This is a genomic window from Actinacidiphila glaucinigra (genome assembly GCF_035918135.1).
In the GTDB taxonomy this organism is placed as follows: Bacteria; Actinomycetota; Actinomycetes; order Streptomycetales; family Streptomycetaceae; genus Actinacidiphila; species Actinacidiphila glaucinigra.
Window position 1 is genome coordinate 9,073,319 of the sequence record NZ_CP109144.1, and the last position, 19,961, is coordinate 9,093,279.

The window sequence follows — 19,961 nt, forward strand, 5'->3', positions numbered from 1 at the left end:
TTCTTCTCCGTGTCGGGGTTCTGTCCGCGTCGCTCTAGAGCGGGGTGACGTAGGCGCCGGAGATGCCGCCGTCGACGACGAAGTCCGCCGCGTTGACGAACGAGGAGTCGTCGCTGGCGAGGAAGGCGACGGCGGCGGCGATCTCCTCGGCCTCGGCGAAGCGGCCGACCGGGATGTGGACGAGACGGCGTGCCGCCCGCTCCGGGTCCTTCGCGAACAGCTCTTGGAGCAGCGGGGTGTTGACTGGTCCCGGGCAGAGCGCGTTGACGCGGATGCCCTCGCGGGCGAACTGCACGCCGAGTTCGCGAGACATGGCGAGGACGCCGCCCTTGGACGCGGTGTAGGAGATCTGGGAGGTGGCCGCGCCCATGAGGGCGACGAACGAGGCCGTGTTGATGATGGAGCCGCGGCCCTGGCGGCGCATGTAGGGCAGGGCGGCCTTGCAGCACAGGTAGACGGAGGTGAGGTTGACGTCCTGGACGCGCTTCCAGGCCTCCAGGCCGGTTTCCAGGATGGAGTCGTCCTCGGGCGGCGAGATGCCGGCGTTGTTGAAGGCGATGTCGACGGAGCCGTACGTCTCGAAGGCGGTACGGAACAGCGCCCCGACCTGCTCGGGGTCGGTGACGTCGACCTGGACGAAGATGCCGCCGACCTCCTCGGCGGCAGCCTTCCCGGCTCGCTCGTCGATGTCGCCGCAGACGACGTTCGCACCCTCGGAGGCGAAGCGGCGGGCGGTGGCGAGACCGATGCCACTGCCGGCCCCGGTGATGACGGCCGTACGGCCGACGAGTCGACGCATGACGCTCCTCGTTTCGTGGACGTCGGAAGAGAAGTGAGGACGGGGGCGACGGGCGCCCCGACGATTCCTTGGCGACCCTAGCCACGGGGGAACGGGCCGGACACGGAGGAGAACCATGGACTACCGGGGGCGCGCGGGAGCCCGCGCGTCGGGAGGTCACGCGCGCGTCGTCAGACCGTCCACGTGCGGGAGACGAGAGACACGCCCGACGCATGGGCCGCCCAGGTCTCCGTGGTGGGCGGGGACACCGGCAGCCCGGCGGTCTGTGCTTCCAGCAGCAGCCGCACGGGGCCGTCACCGCGCACCGTGAGGACGATCTCGTCGCCTTCCGGACGCGGGGCGGGCAGCAGGAGACCCCACTTCCAGGGCCCCGAGGCGAACCCCCGGTTCTCCCCGCCCGGTACCTCCGTGGTGCCGATCCGGGCGCTCAGCAGCGCGCCCCCGTGCGTGTAGAGGGTGAGCCGGGAGGCCCGTCCCCCGCCGGTGCCCACCCACAGGCGGATCTCCCGCCCGCCGAAGACCTCCCGGCTGCCGCGCACGCGCAGGACTGGGGAAGGGGCCGGGGCTTCAGTGGCCGGGGCGGCGTACCGGCCGCCCTCTCCGAACAGGAGGGGGAAGGTCTCTTCGACGTTCCGGCGTCCGCCGCGGGCGTAGGACCGCGACCAGTCGGTGGCACCCGTGCCGTCGCTCAGCCACTGGGCCCGGCCGGTGTCGGCGTCGAGTCCGTGCACGAGGCTCGTGGGCGCGGGGTGCGCGCGGTCCACGCCGTCGAGAGCGGTGCCGGTGCCCGTGAGGGTCGGCCCGGCGACGAGCAGGACGACCAGGGGGACCGCCGCCCGACGTCCCGGCAGCGTCACGGCCAGGGACGAGGACAGGGGCGCCGCGACCAGGGCCACCAGGAGCATCGGGAGCCCTACGAGGGCCAGCCCCATGGAATCCTTGAGGAGGGCGGCCACCGGGATCACGAGCACCGCCGCCGCGAGGCCCAGGGCGCCGGCGGGCACGAGGCCCCGAAGCCGGGACGTCGCCGGGCGCCGGGCCACCGACGCCAGCCCCACGGCGCCGCACAGCGTGGGCCAGGCGAAGAGGTACGAGCCACCGGGGAAGAACAGAGCGCTGGCCACGGCGAGCCCGGCGAACCACAGGACGGCGGCCGCCCCGGCTTCGTATCCGTACCCTTTGCGCAGGAAAAGGATCGCCCAGGCATAGGCGGTGGCGGTCGCGAAGGCGGCGAAGCCGAGCGAGGTGATCGTGGTGCGGTGCGGGTTGCCGAAGGCGAAGCCTCCGTACTCCGGCCGTGCCCAGCACAGCACCTGCCAGCCGGCCAGCCCCAGGGCGATGGCCACCACCAGGGGCACGGGGAGCGTCGCCACGGCGACGCCCAGGGGGCGCCGCGCGATGCCGGTGCGGCGGTGTGCCCGGAGCAGTACGGCCAGGGCCGCGACCAGGGCTGACACCGCCAGCGGCAGCACCCATGACTCGGAGTAGACGACGAGGAAGCCGCCCAGGGTGAAGTAGGTCGCGTCGGATGCCTTCCGTACCTCGCCGAGGTCCGCGGCGGCGAGCCTGTGAGCTGCGGAGAGCACGGTCGAGCCCAGGTCCTGGAGGCTCCCGGTGTGGAGGTTCGCCAGGTTGTCCCGCGTGGTGTGGTAGTTCGCCGAACCGCCGACCACCGCGAAGTTCAGCCCGGTCATGCCGGCGCGATGGAACACGGTGAAGTCGGTCTCGTGGGGGAGGAGCCGGTAGACCTCGTCGGACAGGGACGTGGTGACCGGGGGAAGGTCGCCGAGGGCGGGGAGCAACGCGGCGTTGTGGCCGCCCGTCTGGAACATCACCGCCCGCCCCGAGGTCCCAGCCGCGTCCATGTTGAGGACGACGGTGTCACCCGACGGCGAGGTAGGGGAGGACGCGACGAACGCGCGGGCGCCGAGGAGTCCCTCCTCCTCTCCATCCGTGAGGAGGAACTCGATGTCGTTGCGCGGCGCCGGTCTCTGGCTCAACGCCCTGGCGACCTCCAGGACCGCGCCGACCCCCAGGCCGTCGTCGGAGGCACCGGGACTGTGCAGGGCGGAGTCGTAGTGCGCGACGATCAGCAGGCGGCCGGTCGGCCGGACACCGGCCACTTTCGCGTGGATGTTGTGCACCGGTGCGATGACCGAGGACCCGGAGCCCGTCTGGCTGACGGTCGACTCCCGGACCTCCGGGGTCAGCCCCAGCGCCGTGATGGCGTCCACGAGCTGCCGGCGGACCTGGGCGTGCGCGGGGGTGCCCATCGGGTGCGCCGCGGTGGAGAGCGCCGCGACGTGCTCGCGCGCGCGGTCCGCCGAGAACGAGGTGGATGGCGCGTCGGCCGCCACGGCGGAGGGCGGTGAGGTGACGCCGAGGGTGCCGTAACCCGTGAGCAGTACGGCGATCAGGGCGAGTGCGGCGGGTGCCACTCGGCGAAGCGCTGTCATGAGAGGGGTTCCTCAATGTCCTTGAACGGGATCGTGGGTCCTCGGCCCGTTGCACGCCGCAGACGACTCGGCGGCGGCGACGCGGGCGTTGGTGAGCCGGGGCACGGTGAGGACGGCCGTGACCAGCAGCAGCCCCGCCGCGATGAAGAACGGGGACCGGAGGCCGAGTCGGTCGGCGAAGACGCCGCCCGCGAGGCCGCCGAGCGGGGAGAGCCCGTTCACGACGGACCGGTACGCGCCGTTCACGCTGCCGAACAGAGCTGCTGGGATCAGAGTTTGACGCAGTGTCGTGGCCGCGACGTTGATGAGAGAGACGCTCGCTCCGACGACGGCGAAGGCACCGGCCGCCACCACGGCGTTCGAGGTGCCCCCGGCGACCGCGAAGGGGATCGGGCAGATGCCGAAGGCCAGTTGCAGGGCCGTGCCGCGGCCGAGCGTGCGCGTGATCCTGGGCGCCAGCAGCAGTCCGCCCAGTCCGCCCAGGGCGATGACCACGAGCATGACGCTGTACTCCGTGCTGTCCAGGCGCAGTACCTCGAACGCGTACAGGACGACAATGCCGATCACGCCGACCAGGGCGAAGTTGAGCAGTCCGGCGATCAGGCACAGAGTCCGCAGCAGGTAGTGGCCGAAGAGCCGGCGGAAGCCGGAGGCCGTACCGGCGCCCAGGGCGCGCAGCGAGAAGCCGCCGTCCGAGCCTGCCGGACGCGAACCGCGCCCGCGCAGGCCGAACACCAGCACCGCGGAGAGCAGGAACGAGGCCGCGTCCACGGCGAACGGGAGGGTGGGCGAGGCGAGGAACAGCACGGTCCCCAGGGGCGTGCCGACGAACTCGATGGCGAGGAACTGCCCCCCCAGGAGGCGGCTGTTGGCCGCGTCGAACGATCCGGGCCCCGCGACGTCGCGGACCACGGCCTGGGACAGGTTGTCCGCCATGGCTTGTACGGAGCTCAGCGTGAAGGCGATCACTGCGAGAACGGTGATGGTGACCTGGTCCAGGGCACTGAGGGCGACGAAGCCCGTCAGCACCACGGTGCGGACCGCGTCGCAGAGCCACAGGGTGCGCCACCGGTCGACCCGGTCGGCGAAGGCGCCCGCGAACGGCCCGACGCAGATCCACGGCAGCCGGCCCGCGACGGTGACGAGGGACACAAGGAAGGGATCACGGGTGAGCGCGGCCGCGAACAGCGAGAGGGCGATGGTCCGCACCCCGTCACCGAGGCCGGAGACGGTGGTCGCGGTCCACAGCCGCCAGAACCCCGGCGCGAACGGCGGGCTCCCGGTCTTCACCGTCGTCCCCTCACGTCCGCAGCTCGTCCCCTCACGTGCGGAGCTCCGCCGCGACCTCGTCCGCCTCCATCTTCTGGACCCTGCGGATGATCTCGGCGATCCGGTCGGCGTCCGCGCCGCCAAGCCGTGCCTCTTCGCGCACCAGATCGGCCAGCGAGGCGATCGTGGGCGCCTCGATGAAGAAGTGCAGCGGCAGCTCGACCCGGAACAGCTCGCGCACCTGGGACACCATCAGCGTCGCGAGCAGCGAGTGGCCGCCGAGACGGAAGAAGTCGTCGTTCCTGCCGGGCGCTTCGACGTCGAGCGTCTGCTGCCAGATGTCGGCCAGGATCCGCTCCAGCTCCCCCGAGGGCGGCGTGTGGACGGCGGCGTCATGGGAGCGGGCCCGGGCGGGAACGGGAAGGGCGCCCCGGTCGAGCCGGCCACCGGCCGTGCGCGGGAGGGCATCCAGGGCCGTGATGTGGTCCGGGACCATCGGGCCGGGCAGACGGTCGGCCAGGAGACGGCGCAGCGCCTCCCCGCCCGTGATCGCCCCGGTCACGTACGCGAGCAGCTCGTGGCCGCCGTCCTCGTGGCTGCGGGCGAGGACGACCGCCTCCTCCACGCCCGGCAGTTCCCACAGCGCGGCCGTCACCTCGTCCACGTCGACCAAGGCGCCCCGCACCTCCAGGAGGTGGCGGTCCGCCTCGTGCGCCGAGGCGTACGCGGCGAGTGGCCCGGCCGGTCCCGCCAGCTCGGTCAGGGGTGTGCCGCCGCTTCCCGTGAGCGCCCCCAGGACCTCAAGGAACGCCGCCACCACGTGCTCGGCGGTCTCCCGGGCGAACAGCTCGCCGGAGTAGTGCAGCCAGCCGGACACGCCGCCCTCGGACGTCGGATGGAGATCGAGGCTCAGGTCGAACTCGGTGTCCGGGGAGGGGAGCTCGATCACCTCCGCCGATACGCCCGCGAGTCGGATGCTGCCCATCGGGACGTCCCGCAGGGCGACCATCACGGTGGGCCGCAGGGGGCGTCCGCCGGTTGCTTCCTCGGTGGCGCCGACGATGCGGTGCAGGGGGAGTTCCTGGTGCGCGTACGCGTCGACGCACCGGCCGCGCGTGTGCGCCAGAAGGTCGTCGAATGTGCCAGCCGGGTCGACCGTCAGCCGCAGCGGCACGGTCCGGGCGAAGAACCCCACCACCCGCTCGACCTCGGGCCGGGGGCGTCCCGCCGTCGCGGTGCACAGCAGGAGGTCCGACTGGCCCGACCAGCGCTCCAGCACCAGGGCGAACGCGGAGAGCAGCACCATGAACGGGGTGGCCTCGGCCGACTGGCCGAGCCTTGTGAGCACCGAGGTCAGGTCGGGGGAAACGGCCACCGGTACGGCACGGTCGTGCGCCGCCCGCCCGTCCGGCCGCGGATGGGCGCCGACGGGAAGGACGGGCACCCGGGCGCCGGCCAGGGACTCCCGCCAGTACGCCGCATGGCGGGCCGCCTCCGGGAGCTCCGTCTGCCGACACTCCCACGCGGCGAAGTCCGCGAACTGCACGGCCGGCGAGGTGAGCGCCGGCGGACGTCCCTCGGACGCGGCCGCGTACAGGGCGATGAGTTCCTGGACGAGGATGCCCAGCGACCAGCCGTCCAGCACGGCGTGGTGCGCCATCAGGGCCATGACCCAGGAGACCGCCCCCTCCCGGGACTCCGCCGCTTCGCCGTCGTCCCGCATCTTCCAGAGCGCCGTGCGGATCAGGGGCGGACGCTCCAGGTCAAACGGGATCGCCGCGAGTTCGGCCAGCCGCCCCGGCACCTCGTCCTCCGGAACGGACTCCACGGTGAGAGGCACGAACACCTCGTCCGCGCCCCGCACCACCTGGACGAGCCCGTCTGCGCTGGTGACCTCGAAGCCGGTACGCAGCGGCTCGTGCCGCCGTACGAGCGCCGCCAGCGCCTCGCGCAGCGCGTCCTTGCTCAGGTCGCCCGTGAGCCTCAGGGCTACCGGCACGACGTACGCCGACGATTCCGGCCGCACCTGCTGGTGGAAGTAGAGGCGCTGCTGGTTGGTGGCGGCGGGAAGCCGGTTGATCCCGGCCTCTCGGGGCAGCAGGGGGAGCGGCTGCCGGCCCGCCTTGCCCAGCTCGGCCAGGCGACGGCTGAGCAGCCGGCGCCGGTCCGGCGACAGCGCGTCGATGCGACGGTGCAGGTCGTCGGGGTGCGACGCCGTCTCGTCCGCCATCACTGATCTCCTTGTGTTCCGGTGACGGGAGTGCGCGGGGGGTTCCGCGTACGGTCGCGAGGACGCGACGTGCCCGAAGTACGTGCCGCGCATCGTGGCAGCGTGCCGCCCCGGCAGGCAGTCGGGAGGACTCCCGACTGCCGTCCCGCCCCCCGGGGACCGGAAGGTCGACAGCAGGGTCCGATGGACCGACCGACGGGTGGCGCGTGGCCGACGCGCCCGGGGAAGAGTGGTGACGGTGGAGCCGGCGATCCAGTTCGAGACGTCGTTCGCGCAGCAGAGCCTTTGGTTGCAGCACCAGCTCGATCCGGACCGGCCCACGTACCACGTGGTGTCCGTCGTGAGGGTCAGGGGAGTCCTGGACGCGGCGGTGCTGGAGAAGGCGCTGAACACCGTCATGGAGCGGCACGAGGCGCTGCGCACTGTCTTCGCGCTGGCCGACGGGGCACCGGTCCAGGTGATCGGCCCCGGGGAACCGGTGACCGTCCGGGTCATCGAGGTGGCGTTGGACGGGATCGAGGCGGAGGTCCGCGAAGAAGGCCGACGGCCCTTCGACCTCAGGAACGGCCCCCTCCTGCGCTGCACGCTCCTGAGGCTCGCGGCCGACCACCACATCGTCGTCCTCGCCCTGCACCACATCGTCACGGACGGTGTCTCCTCGCGGATCCTCTTCGCCGAGCTGTCGGCCGCCTACGAGGCGCACCGCGAGGGGCGAGAACCGGAGCTGCCGGAACTTCCCATCCAGTACGCCGACTTCGCCGTGTGGCAGCGCGGCCGGCTGCAAGGCGAGACGCTGCGGGAACTGACCGACTACTGGAGCGGACAGCTGGCTGGGGCCACGTCCCCGCGCCTTCCGGCGGACCGGCCGCGGCCAGAGGTGGCGACATCACGCGGCCGGTCCTACTGGTTCACACTGCCCGCACCCCTGATGGACCGGCTGGAGGCGCTGGCCCGGGAACGGCGGGCCACGCTGTTCATGGCCCTGCTGGCAGGGTTCGACGTGCTGCTCTCCCGCGTCTGCGGCCAGGACGACATCACGGTCACGTCCCCGACGGCGGGGCGCGAACGCCCCGAACTGGAGGGGCTGATCGGCTACTTCGTCAACACCCTGCCGCTGCGCGTGGACACGGGGGGCGACCCCCGCTTCGTCGAGCTGATCGACCGGGTACGCGACGCCTGCGTGGGAGCCTGGGACCACCAGGAGCTCCCCTACGAGCTGCTGCTCGAGCACTTGCGCGCGGAGCGGCCTTCCGGGGACCGCACGGCCGACGCACCCGTGATGGTGGTGCTCCAGAACATGACGCGCCCCTCGTGGACCGCCGCGGGTCTCGCGTTCGAACCCATGTGGACCGAGACCGGCACCGCGAAGACGGACCTGCTCCTCGACGTCTCGCCGGGGGCCGACGTCTACCGGGCCCGCATCGAATACCGCACCGACCTGTTCGACGAGGACACCATCGCCCGCATGGCGGCACAGCTGACGACGCTGCTGCACTCCGTCGCCGACCTGCCCGAGCAGCGGATCTCCGGCATCACCCTGCTGACGCCGGAGGAGCGGGCGGCGATCCTGACCGTCGCCGACCGGACCGGCCTGGGCGGCGGGCCCGCCGCCGCCCACGCCTCCGCCGAGGAGTGGGCGCGGCTGACCCCCGACGCGCCGGCCGTGCTGCACGAGGGTGAGCGGATCGACTACGCGGAGCTGGACCGCCGGGCCACCGACCTCGCCGACCGGCTCCGCGGGGAGGGCGTCGGTCCGGAGACGACGGTCGCGCTGCCGCTCGACGCCGGACCCGACCTGCTCGTCGCCCTCCTCGCCACGAGCAAGGCCGGTGGCGGGCACCTGGTCCTCGACCCGAAGGGACCGGCCGAGGTCGTCGGCCGGGCCGTCAGGGACGCCGGTGCCTCGCATGCCGTGACCGACGGCTCCGCGCGCCCGTTGCCCGACTCGGTGAAGGCCGTCGCCCTCGGTACGCCGGACCGGATCGCCCGGCCGGATTCCGGCGCCCGGGTCGGGAGCGGCGCGCCCGCCTCCGGTATCGCGCCGACAACCCCGCCCGGCAGCCTGGCCATGACCGCGCCCGGTGTCGGATACGGAGCCCGCTCCGGCGCGCTCCACAGCCACAGTCAGCTCGCCGCGGGGGCCCGTGCCGCCGCCGAGGCCCTCGGCCTCGAGCAGGGTGACCGTTATCTGCTCGTCGCCCCGGATCCCGCGCGGTTCGCGGCCGAGGCGTGGCCCGTGCTCGCCGCGGGCGCCGCGCTGGTCCTGGAGGGGACCTGGGCCGCCGCCGAGAAGTCGGACGTCACCGTCGTCTCCTTCTCCGGGGCCTCTTCCGGCGAGGAGGCGCACCCCTCCGTGCTGCCCCCCTCGGTGCACACCCGGATCTTCTGGGACGACCGCGTGCCCGCCGTCGACGAGCGGGGCGAGTGGGCCGCCGCGCCCGGCCGCTCGCTCCACGCCCGCACGATGCCGGAAGTGGCGGGCCTGTACTCGGTCGGCGTGCTGCCCCCGCAGGACTCCGCCGAGCGCACGGCCGCCTCTGTCGCCCCGGGTCTCCGGGCCCACGTCCTCGACGCCCGGCTGGAGCCGGTGCCGTTCGGCACGACGGGCGAACTCCACCTGGCGGGACCGGCGGTGGGCCGGGGCTACCGGTCGCACCCCGGTGAGACCGCGGCCCGCTTCGTACCGGATCCGCACGGAGCGACCCCCGGCGGACTCCTTCACCGCACCGGTGAACTGGCGCGACTGCACCCCGACGGGGGACTGGAGATCGTCGGGCGCGTTGACGGCCTCGTCCGCTCGGGAGGCCTACGCGTCACCCCGTCCGCGGTCGAGGAGACGGCGGCCGCCCACCCGGACGTGGCCGACTGCGCGTGCGTCGTTCTGCCGGAGGCCGCCGACGGGCAGGGGCTGGTGCTGTACGTGGCACCGCGTCCCGGCACCTCGGTGGACCCGCGTGCCACGGCGGCGTATCTCCACGAGCGGCTGCCCGGGGCGGCCGTGCCCCGGGTGATCGTCCCGGTCGGCCGGATCCCGCGTGATGCCTCGGGCGCCCCCGCCTACGGGGACCTTCGCGCGCCGGAGACGTCGACCGACGGCCGGGGGCGCCACGTGGCGCCCCGCACACCTTTCGAGGAGGAGATCGCGGGCATCTGGCGGGAGGAGTTCGGCATCGACTCCGTCGGGGTGTACGACGACTTCTTCGAGCTCGGCGGCCAGTCGCTGGCGGCCGTCCGGGTGGCCGCGCGCGTCCAGGAGCTCTTCGGCGTCGACCTGCCGCTGAGGGAGCTGTACGCCGACTTCACCGTCGCGGAGATGGCCTGGCGGGTCCTCGAAGCGCTGACCGGCTCGGACGCGGACGCCACCGGGCTCTGACGGACGACGGCCGGCGGACGTAGGAGCCGCCGGCCCCGGGCCGTCCGTGGTCACCGCGCCTCAGGCGCCGTCCGCCGACGCGGGCCACTCCATCCATCGGGTGGTGGCACGGGCCAGCAGCCTGCCGCCGTTGCCGTGCAGCACCGTTGTGTTGGTCGTGGTGCGCGGGTCCCTCTGGTCCAGGCGTGCCGTCACCACGCAGGGTTCGCCCACCGACGGCAGGTCCAGGATCTCCGCGTGCATCCAGCCCAGGACCCGCGTCACGTCCGTCGCCCCGACGGTCCAGCCCGCCGGACAGTCGAGCACGCTCCAGACGACCTCCCGCGCGACCCGGCCGGAGCGGAGCGGCACGGAGGCGTCGGGGATCCACGGGCAGGCCACGTGTCCTGGCTCTCCCGGCACTGGCCCGGGCGCCAGTAGGAGGCCGCCCGGCGCGGATCTGTCGGGCCCGCACACGAAGCAGGTGGGGAAGGGATGGTGGCGACGGCCCTCGAAAAGCCCGGAGGCCTCGTGCGCGACGGCCGGCGAGACGGTTCGCAGGGGCGCCACGGCGTGCCGGGTCGGTGACGCCGTCGCCACGAGTGTCGCCCCGTCCCACACGTGCGTGCGCCGGCCGGCGGCCTCGACCCGGAGCGGCACCTCCAGCGGGGGCGGGGCGTGCAGGGAGACCGCGACGGGCGCAGGGAGCGCGGCGGCGGAGGCAGCCTCGGCGACCAGCCCGCAGAAGAACCCCCCGTTGGCGCTGTGCGTGGGGCCGTTGAACCGGGCGGGGACGACGAGCGTATCCATGTCTGTCACGTCAGCGGAGTCTGCCCTGCGGGCACGGGAGAACCAGTCAGGGGATCCACGGACTGGCTCCCCTCGAAGGGGCTGCTGTTCCATCGGTCTCCAGCGTCGGCACGCACCGGAAGCGTGGACCGGCACGGCGGCGGAACGAAAGCGATGTGACTTCTCTATGCGGATGTCCGGACCGGTTGATCCGCTGTCCGTGGACCTCGACGCGGTGGACCTCACCGAGCCCCGTACGTACGCGCACGGCGATCCCCACCCTGTGTGGCAGGCCATGCGCGCCCGCGAGCCGGTGCGCTGGCACCCCAAGGGCGACGGGGGCTTCTGGTCCGTCACCACCTACGACGACGCCTCGTTCGTCCTGCGCGACCACACCGCGTTCACCTCCGAACGTGGAACCCTGCTGAGCCTCCTGGGCAAGGACGATCCGGCCGGCGGACGGCAGATGGCGGCCACCGACCCGCCCCGGCACACCCGGATGCGGGCGCCGCTCCAGCGCGCCCTGACTATCAAGGCGGTCGAGCACTCCACCGATGTCATCGCAGGCCAGGTGCGCCGCCTGCTCGCCCCGGCCCGCTCCGGAGAGCCGTTCGACCTCGCCGAAGCCCTTACGGAACTGCCGATGGCGGTCGCCGGGATGCTGATGGGCCTGCCGGAGGAGGACTGGCCGCGGCTCACCCGCCTCACCTTGATGTCCATCGCCGCGGAAGACCCCGAGTACATGTCACAGGCGACCCCGGAGGAGACGGCCGCCCTCGCGCACCGCGAACTGTTCGCCTACTTCGCGGAGGTCGTGCGCCTGCGCCACAGGAAGCCCGGCGACGACCTCATCACCCTGCTGATGAACACCGCCGTCGAGGGTGAGCCCCTGGGACCGGGTGAGGTCCTCTCCAACTGCTACAGCCTGCTCCTGGGCGCGAACGTCACCACCCCCTACGTGCCGCTGGCCGTCTTCGACAGCCTGCTCGGCACGCCCGCCCTGGAGGACCTGCTCAGTCCCCACTCGGTGAGCGACACCCTGGAGGAGGCCCTGCGCTGGGCCTCGCCCGCCAACCACTTCATGCGGCACGCACAGCACGACGTGGAACTGGGCACCCGCCGGATCCGGGCCGGAGACGCGGTGGTCGTCTGGCTGGGGTCCGCCAACCGCGACGAGAAGGTCTTCACCGACCCGTACGTCTTCGACCCCCGGCGCAAGCCGAACCGGCACATGGCTTTCGGCAGCGGCGCCCACTACTGCGTCGGCCACACCGTGGCGCGGGTCAGCCTGCGCACCCTGCTGACGGAGCTCGGTGAAGGTTTCACGAGCTTCGAGAGGTCCGGTGAGACAGAGCACCTGAGCTCGAACTTCGTCGCCGGAATCAAGCATCTCGTCGTGACCGCGAAGATGAGGAACTGACGATGGCCGCCGTACGCAATGGAAAGTGGCTGATGCGGGAACCGTCCGCGGACGCCTCCTCCCGCCTCTTCTGCCTGCCGTACTCGGGCTGTGGCGCGAGTATGTACCGCGACTGGCCCAGGTTCGTGGGGGAGACGGAGATCTGCCCCGTTCAGCTGCCGGGCCGGGAGAACAGGTTCCGGGAGAAGCCGTTCTCCTCCTTCGACGAGCTCGCGCGCGCGGTGAGCGTGGGGCTGCTGCCATATCTGGACCGCCCCTTCGCCTTCTTCGGGCACTGCAGCTCGGCACTGGCCGGGTACGAAATCGTGCTGCACATGGCACGGGCGGGCTACCCGCGGCCGGCCCGGCTCTTCGTCTCCTCGCAGGTGGCCCCCCACCGGGGCCCGCACGGGCGCTTCCTGGACCTGTCGGGCCCCGAGCTCCAGACGGAGGTGACCGGGCTGCTAGCCGGGCTCGGCGTGCCGAGCAGGCCCGACCTGGTGGAGCTCACCACCGAGGTGCTGGTCGCCGACGTGGCGACGCACCGGAACTACGGCGTGGTGGACCCCACGCCGGTGAACTGCCCGGTCACCGCCATCGGCTGGGACGCCGACACCGAAGTCCCGCACGACCTCATGGGCGGGTGGAGCGACATCGGCGACTGCGACTTCACGGTGCTGAGCGGGCCGCACTACGCGTTCATGGACGCCCCGGCCGAACTGGTGGAGGTGCTCGCGGGCGGGCTCGCCGCGCCGGACGGGAACGACGAGCCGGAAGCGGCCGCCGGGCGGGCGACCGCGGCAGAGGGAGAACCCAGTGGACCGTGACCGGATCGAGGAACGCGCCAGGATCGAGCGGGAGCTGCTGAACCGGCGCCGCGCCGCCCGCACCATTCCGGTGCTGCCGCGCACCGAAGGCGAGCAGCGCTTCCCGGCCGCGGTCTCCCAGGAGGGGATGTGGCAGGGCGTAGCGGGCACATCCGGCCCCTCGCTCGCCATCGTCAGCGCCCTGCGACTGCGGGGGCCGCTGGACATCGCCGCACTCGAACGGGCCTGGAACGCGGTGATCGCGCGGCACGAGACGCTGCGCACCGCGCTCCGCGTCGAGGACGGCCGGCTCACCCAGATCGTCGCGGAACGCGTGACGGCGACGCTGCGGGTCGACGACCTGGACCTGGCAGACCTCGACCGGACGGTGTACGAGGAGGTGGACCGCCCCTTCCCGCTCGACCGGGCCCCGCTCGCGAGACTTCGGCTCTTCCGGGTGGCCGACGACGACCACGTGGCGCTGCTCCTGCTGCACCACATCATCGGCGAGGCACGCTCCCTGGAGGTGGTCGTCCGGGACCTTTCGGCCCACTACGCGGCCGACCTCGCGGGCGTGCCGTGCGCACTGCCACCGCTGCCGGTGCAGTGGGCCGACTTCGCGGCCTGGCAGCGGGACCGCCTCGCGGGGGCCAGGGGCGCCGAGCTGATCGCGTACTGGTCCGCGCGACTGGTCGGCGCGGAACCGGCCGTCATGCCGAGCGACCGGGAACCCGGCGCCGACGCGGGCCCGCTGGGCGGGATGCTGATCGTCCCGCTCCCCGACGCGCTTCACCAGGGGATGCTCGCCCTGGCCAAGGAGCGCCGCACCACCCTCTACACACTGGGCCTCTCCGCCTTCACGGTGCTCCTCGCGCGCCACTCCGGCCAGCGTGACATCGCGGTCAACGCACCCGTGTCGTACCGCAACCGGAGCGAACTGCGGGACCTCGTGGCGGACTTCTCCGGAGACGTCGTCATCCGCACCGACCTGTCGGGCGACCCCACCTACGCCGAACTCGTCTCCGCCACCCACGAGCGCGTTACCCAGGACTTCACCTATCCCGAGTTGCCACCCCACCTCCTGGAGCCGCACCTCGACACCCCCGACCTGATGAAGCGCATCGACGAGGTCCAGTTCACCGCCGAAGAGGAACTGGACGTCCTCATGGAGACCGGGGAGCTGCGGACCGAGAGGATCACGGCCGCCCGCCAGTACGTGCTGCGCCCGCTGAGCGTCCGGCTGCGCCACGACGCGAACGGCGCCGTGGTCCAGGTCCGCTATCGGACCTCCCACTTCTCCCCGTCGCGCATCGAGCGGCTGATGGGCCAGTACGTGGACGTGCTCGAGGAAATGATGGCCCACCAGGACCGCCGGGTGTTCGCCCGCCTGGGAGATCTGTGACCCGCTCAGCACCGGTGGTGTCCCGCCGCCGACGATCATCTGGAGCCAGCGTGCAAGCCTCGACCTTCGTCGACATCCTGTCGCGACGGGCGGAAACGACCCCGTCCCACACGGCCTTTGAGTTCCCGTCCGACGACGGCACGTCGGCGGTGCTCACCTACGCGCGGCTCGACGAGAGGGCCCGCACCCTCGCCCGGGTGCTTGGGGAACACCGTGCGGCTGGCGCCGGCGTCCTGCTGCTCTTCCCGCCGGGCGAGGACTACATCGCGGGATTCCTCGGCTGCCTGTACGCGGGGGCTGTCGCCGTCCCCGTCGCTTTGCCAGCCGGGGCCCGCGGTGAGGCCCAGGTCCTGGCCGTCGCCGCGGACTCCGGAGCCGTCGTCGCCCTCACGGACACGGCGACGAAGGCCCAGCTCCACGGCCGCGGATCGGCCCTGCTCACCGTGCCCGGCCTGCGGTGGATCGAGGCCGACGGCCTGCCGGAGCTCGCCGGTGAGCCCGCTCCTGGCCGGCCGCCCGCCCCGCACGCGCCCGCGTTCCTCCAGTACACCTCGGGATCGACCGGCACCCCCAAGGGCGTCGTGGTGCGTCATGACAACCTGGTGCACAACTCGCGGATCATTGCGGGCGCAATCGGCGCGGGGCCCGAAAGCTCCAGCGTCAGCTGGCTGCCGCCGTACCACGACATGGGACTGATCGGCGGCATCCTGCAACCGCTCTACAGCGGCTTCCCCAGCACGATGCTGCCCCCCACGGCCTTCCTGCGCAGCCCGATGAGGTGGCTCGAAGCCATCAGCAGCCGAGGGGCCACGCTCTCCGCCGCACCGGACTTCGCCTACCTCGAGGCCGTCCGGCGGACCACCCCCGAGGAGCGCCTGAGGCTCGATCTCAGCCGCTGGGAGCACGCGCTGGTCGGCGCGGAGCCGGTGCGCGCGTCCACGATGGAGGCGTTCGCGCGGGCCTTCGCCCCCGCGGGCTTCCGCCCCTCGGCCCTCCATCCTTGCTACGGCCTCGCCGAGGCCACGCTGCTGGTCACCGGAGGAACGCCCGCCGACGGCCGGCCGCAGACGGTTCGCGTCTCCCGGCAGGATCTGGCGGAGGGCCGGGCGACGGACTGGACCGGATCCGTGCCCGGGCCGGTCGCCGTGCTGACGTCGAGCGGCCGCCCGCGGGGCGAGGATCTGGTGGCGGTGGTCGACCCCGACACCGGCCTGCAGGCCGGCCCCGACCGCGTCGGCGAGGTCTGGGTCGCCGGACCGACCGTCGCCGACGGGTACTGGAAGCGCCCCGAGGAGACCGAGTGGGTCTTCCGGGCACGCCTCGCCGGCCACGGCGACCAGGACTTCCTGCGCACGGGCGACCTCGGCTTCCTCCGGGACGGCGAGCTGTACGTCACGGGCCGTGTCAAGGACGTCATGGTCGTCAGGGGCAGGAACCATCACCCGCAGGACGTCGAGCAGACCGCGGAGTCCGCGCACCCGGGGCTGCGGCCGACGCGCGGCGCGGCCTTCTCCGTCGACGACGGCGACACGGAACGGGTGGTGCTCGTCCACGAGGTGGAGCGCGGCTTCGCCCCGGCGGAGGCGGCCGACGTCGTGACGGCCGTGTGCCGGGCCGTCGCCTCCGAACACGGGATCCACCTGCACGACGTCGCCCTGGTACGGCCCGGCACCATCCCGCGTACCACCAGCGGCAAGATCCGCCGTTCCGCCTGCCGCGACCTGTGGGCGTCCGACGCCCTGGCCCGCGTGGCGCCCGCGGCCACAGTCCGCGACACGGACCCGAAGACGGGACCCGCGTCCGGGCACCTCGCGAACCCCGAACTGGCCGCGCTCCTGCGCGAGGTGCTCGGCGACGACGCGGACCGGGCCGAGGCGGACACCGCACTGGTCGGCCTCGGACTGGACTCGCTGCGGGCCGTGCACCTCGCCTCGGCGCTACGGGAGTCGTACGGCCGCGACGTCCCCGTCGCCGAACTGCTCGACGGCATGACCCCGGCCGACCTCGACCGGGCCGTCTCCCTCGGCCCTTCCGCACCCGTGGAGGCCCGGCCCTCCGCTCTCGTCGACCCAGCCGTACAGGACCACGCAACCGACCGTCAGCGGAACATGTGGCTCCTCGACCGGATGGGCGCCGGTCGCGCCTACCACGTCGTCGGCGGGGTACGCCTGACCGGACCCGTGCGCCCGGAACTGCTCCGTGACGGCCTGACCGAACTTGTCCGGGCCCACCCCGGACTGCGCACCGTCTTCGCGCTCGGCGCCGATGATGTGCTGAGGACTGTCGAAGCACCCCCGTACGCCGTCGAGTTGCCCATACGCGACATCCCCGCGAGCCCCGGCCGGGACGAGGACGGCCCGCGGGACACGATTCCCGTGAACGCCGCCGATGCCATCGGGGAACTGGCGGCCGAGCCGTTCGACCTGGCGCAAGGACCGCTGCTGCGCGCGGTGCTGCTGCGCGCGCCCGAGGACGAGTGGTACCTCGGCGTCGTGGCCCACCACATCGTCCTGGACGGCTGGTCCATGGGCCTCCTGCTCGGGCGACTCGGTGCGTACTACCGCGAGGGCCGGGCGGACGGCGTGGCGCTTCCGGACCCGGTGCTCCTGCCGCCGCCGGCACTCGACCCGGCCGCCGAGGCGTTCTGGCGCGACCGTCTGGAGGGCGCCGAGCCCGTCGAACTCCTGTTGGACCGGCCCCTGCCGCCCGCCCCGTCCTGGCAGGGCGCCGCGCTGCCGTTCCGGCTCGACGCCGCGGCGACGGCACGGCTGAAGTCCGCCGCGGCGGCGCGCAAGGCCACCCCGTTCATGGCTCTGCTCACGGGCCTCGCCGCCGTGCTGACCCACTGGACCGGCAAGGAAGACCTTGTGATCGGCACACCGGCGGCGGGCCGGCACCGGCCCGGCACCGAACAGGCGGTCGGACTGCTCGTCAATCTGGTGCCCCTGCGGGTCGACGCGTCGGGCAACCCCCGGTTCGAGGAACTCCTGGACAGGGTGCGCGACACCTGCCTGACCGCCTACCCGTACCAGGACCATCCGTACGAGGAGATCCAGCGGCGCGCGGGAGTCGACCGTACCGGCGGCCGGGCGCCGCTGGTACGGGTGTCGCTGGCCTTGCAGAACCTGCCGGCCCTCCCCTGGGAGGCGCGGGGCGTTCACGCGGAGCCCTTCGAACTCCCCAGCCCAGGGTCCCAGTTCGAACTCGCCCTGCACGTCTTCGAGCGGCCCGACGGCGGTCTCGACGGCCACGCGGTCTACGACACCTCGCTCTTCGAGCGCGGTTCCGTCGAATCCCTGCTTGACACGCTGCGGCTTGTCCTGGAGACCGCGGCGGACCGGATGGACACCGCCGTGCGGGAGCTGCCGCTGGTCTTCGAAGCGGCACGAGACCGCCTGGTCCACGATTTCGGCGGGCGCGACGTGCCGGCACTCGCCGACGGCCTGCTCCACACGGCCTTCGAGGCGCAGGCGGAGCGCACCCCGGAAGCGACGGCCGTGGTGGCGCACGACGCCACGGTCTCCTACGGCGAGCTGGAGAAACGGGCCAACCGGCTGGCCGGACTGCTCCGCTCGATGGGGACGGGACCGGACGCGCGGGTCGGGGTCTGTCTCCCCCGCTCTCCCGAGCTGGTCGTCGCCCTCCTCGCCGTACTGAAGGCGGGGGCCGCCTACGTACCCCTCGACGCCGAGCACCCGCCCGGTCGGCTCGCCGCCCTGCTGGCCGACGCGCGCCCGAGCACCCTGCTCACCACGGGGGAACTCGCCACGCGCCTGGGAGAGCACGGAGCGCGGCTCGACGACGGAGACGGCGGCGGCACCGGGGACGGAGCGCCCGTGGTGGTCCGCCTGGACGCGGCGCCGCATCCCGCCGCCGGATTCCCGGCTTCCCGTCCGCCCCGGCGGGCGGACGGCCGGAACCTGGCCTTCGTCGTCTACACCTCGGGAACCAGCGGCACGCCGAAGGCGGTGATGACCCCGCACGCCGGTGCCACGAACCGCGTGGAGTGGATGCAGCAGGACTCCGCCCTCGGCCGGTCGGACGCGGTGCTCCACAAGACGTCGGTGGGCTTCGACGTCTCCGTGTGGGAGATTTTCTGGCCGTTGAGCGTCGGCGCGCGGATCGTGCTGGCGAAGCCCCACGGGCAGCAGGACCCCCGGTACCTGGTCCGGCTCATCCAGGAACAGGCGGTCACCACCTGCGACTTCGTCCCCTCGATGCTCGCGGTGTTCCTCGACGAGCCGGGCGTCGGCGCATGCGCGCGTCCCCTGCGCCGGGTGTTCTCCAACAGCGAGGCGCTGTCACCCGCACTGGCGGACCGCTTCCACGAGCGCCTGCCGTCGGTGGAGCTGTTCAACCTGTACGGTCCCACCGAGGCGACCATCGAGGTCGTCGGCCACTCGGTGCGCCACGGCGCCCACCAGGGCGCCCGGCTGCCGGTCGGCCGCCCGATCCCGGGGGCCCGCGTGTACGTCCTCGACGACCGGGGCCGTCCGACGCCGGTCGGGATGCCCGGTGAGGTGTGCATCGGCGGCCTGCCCGTCACCCGCGGCTACTGGGGGCGCCCCGGGGCCACCGCCGAGCGGTTCGTGCCCGACCCCTTCGAGCCGGGCGGACGTCTCTACCGCACGGGCGACCTCGGCCGCTGGACCGCCGACGGAACGCTCGACTTCCTCGGAAGGGCGGACGACCAGGTGAAGATCCGGGGTCACCGGGTCGAGCCGGCCGAGGTGGAGACCGCGCTGGCCGGACACCCGGCCGTCAGTGCCGTGGCGGTGGTGCCCAGGCCCGGCCCCGACGGCAGGCTCCGCCTGGTCGCCTACACGGTGCCGGCGGCGGGGGAGGAGAAGACGGCGGACGCCGCCGAGCTGCGGTCGTTCCTGTCCGGGCGGCTGCCGGAGGCGATGATCCCCGCCGCCTTCGTCCGGCTCCCCGCCCTGCCTCTGGGTCCGAACGGCAAGCTCGCCCGCCGCGCCCTGCCCGACCCGGAACCGGCCGACGCGCCGTCCGCCCACATCGAACCCGCCACCGAGACGGAACACCGGCTGGCGACGATATGGAGTGAGCTCCTGGACATCCCCGGGGTCTCCGTCACGGACAGCTTCTTCGAACTCGGCGGGCATTCCCTGCTGGCCACCCGCATGGCCGCCCGCATCCGTGCGGACGTCGGCGTGGAGCTGTCCGTCGCCGAGCTCCTGAGGGCCGGCACCACGATCCGGTCGCTCGCCGAAACGGTGGAACGCGCACAGCTGGACCAGACGTCACCCGACGAACTGGAACGGCTCCTGCGCGAGCTGGACGGCATCTCCGACGAGGTCGTGACCGGTCTGCTGGATGCCGGCGACGACGTGTGACCACCCCCTGCTCCCGGGCCCTCCGCGGAAGGGGAGTAGGGAGGTTTCCGGACATGGCCCGCCGGGCTTCCTGTGCCAGATTGACCGCACCTTCCGATTGGCCGG

The 19,961-nt window shown here is 73.0% G+C and carries 10 protein-coding genes; 5 read left to right on the forward strand and 5 right to left on the reverse strand.

Annotation, left to right across the window (positions count from 1 at the left end; translation table 11 throughout):
• Positions 1-34: 34 nt before the first annotated feature.
• The 4 genes from OIE69_RS41165 to OIE69_RS41180 all read right to left on the reverse strand — a co-directional run bounded on the left by OIE69_RS41165 (position 35) and on the right by OIE69_RS41180 (position 6,754).
• A complete protein-coding gene (locus OIE69_RS41165) occupies positions 35-799 on the reverse strand; it encodes a 3-oxoacyl-ACP reductase (protein WP_326580593.1) in 765 nt (254 codons plus the stop codon).
• Between the two features lie 170 nt (positions 800-969).
• Complete coding sequence (locus tag OIE69_RS41170; protein WP_326580595.1) at positions 970-3,255, reverse strand: M28 family peptidase; 2,286 nt, start codon at positions 3,253-3,255, stop codon at positions 970-972.
• 12 nt (positions 3,256-3,267) lie between these two features.
• Positions 3,268-4,545, reverse strand: a complete 1,278-nt coding sequence (locus tag OIE69_RS41175) for an MFS transporter (RefSeq protein ID WP_326580596.1) — start codon at positions 4,543-4,545, stop codon at positions 3,268-3,270.
• A 31-nt stretch (positions 4,546-4,576) separates the two neighbouring features.
• Positions 4,577-6,754, reverse strand: a complete 2,178-nt coding sequence (locus OIE69_RS41180) for a condensation domain-containing protein (RefSeq protein WP_326580597.1) — start codon at positions 6,752-6,754, stop codon at positions 4,577-4,579.
• 232 nt (positions 6,755-6,986) lie between these two features.
• Between OIE69_RS41180 and OIE69_RS41185 the strand changes: the two genes are divergently transcribed.
• Entirely contained in the window at positions 6,987-10,127 is a 3,141-nt protein-coding gene (locus OIE69_RS41185; RefSeq protein ID WP_326580598.1) for a condensation domain-containing protein, read from the forward strand.
• Between the two features lie 60 nt (positions 10,128-10,187).
• Here the strand turns inward: OIE69_RS41185 and OIE69_RS41190 are convergent, their stop codons facing one another.
• On the reverse strand, positions 10,188-10,925 hold the full coding sequence (locus tag OIE69_RS41190) for a hypothetical protein (protein WP_326580599.1): 738 nt from the start codon (positions 10,923-10,925) through the stop codon (positions 10,188-10,190).
• A gap of 163 nt (positions 10,926-11,088) precedes the next feature.
• Here OIE69_RS41190 and OIE69_RS41195 point away from each other — a divergent pair, with 163 nt between their 5' ends.
• From OIE69_RS41195 to OIE69_RS41210, 4 genes are read left to right on the forward strand one after another with little or no spacing between them, the layout of a single operon-like run.
• Positions 11,089-12,315, forward strand: a complete 1,227-nt coding sequence (locus OIE69_RS41195) for a cytochrome P450 (protein ID WP_326580600.1) — start codon at positions 11,089-11,091, stop codon at positions 12,313-12,315.
• A gap of 2 nt (positions 12,316-12,317) precedes the next feature.
• Positions 12,318-13,121 (forward strand): thioesterase II family protein, encoded by an 804-nt coding sequence (locus OIE69_RS41200; protein WP_326580601.1) that lies wholly within the window; start codon positions 12,318-12,320, stop codon positions 13,119-13,121.
• Positions 13,111-14,502, forward strand: a complete 1,392-nt coding sequence (locus tag OIE69_RS41205; RefSeq protein WP_326580602.1) for a condensation domain-containing protein — start codon at positions 13,111-13,113, stop codon at positions 14,500-14,502. Before OIE69_RS41200 ends, OIE69_RS41205 begins: the two co-directional genes overlap by 11 nt.
• A 50-nt stretch (positions 14,503-14,552) precedes the next feature.
• The gene (locus tag OIE69_RS41210; RefSeq protein WP_326580603.1) at positions 14,553-19,856 is read left to right on the forward strand and encodes a non-ribosomal peptide synthetase; all 5,304 of its coding nucleotides are present in this window, start codon (positions 14,553-14,555) and stop codon (positions 19,854-19,856) included.
• The last annotated feature ends 105 nt before the right edge of the window (positions 19,857-19,961 follow it).

Coding starts and splice junctions, on each gene's coding strand:
- OIE69_RS41170 (WP_326580595.1), bottom strand. CDS start 3,255: ATGACAGCGCTTCGCCGAGTGGCACCCGCCGCACTCGCCCTGATCGCC.
- OIE69_RS41165 (WP_326580593.1), bottom strand. CDS start 799: ATGCGTCGACTCGTCGGCCGTACGGCCGTCATCACCGGGGCCGGCAGT.
- OIE69_RS41180 (WP_326580597.1), bottom strand. CDS start 6,754: ATGGCGGACGAGACGGCGTCGCACCCCGACGACCTGCACCGTCGCATC.
- OIE69_RS41200 (WP_326580601.1), top strand. CDS start 12,318: ATGGCCGCCGTACGCAATGGAAAGTGGCTGATGCGGGAACCGTCCGCG.
- OIE69_RS41195 (WP_326580600.1), top strand. CDS start 11,089: ATGTCCGGACCGGTTGATCCGCTGTCCGTGGACCTCGACGCGGTGGAC.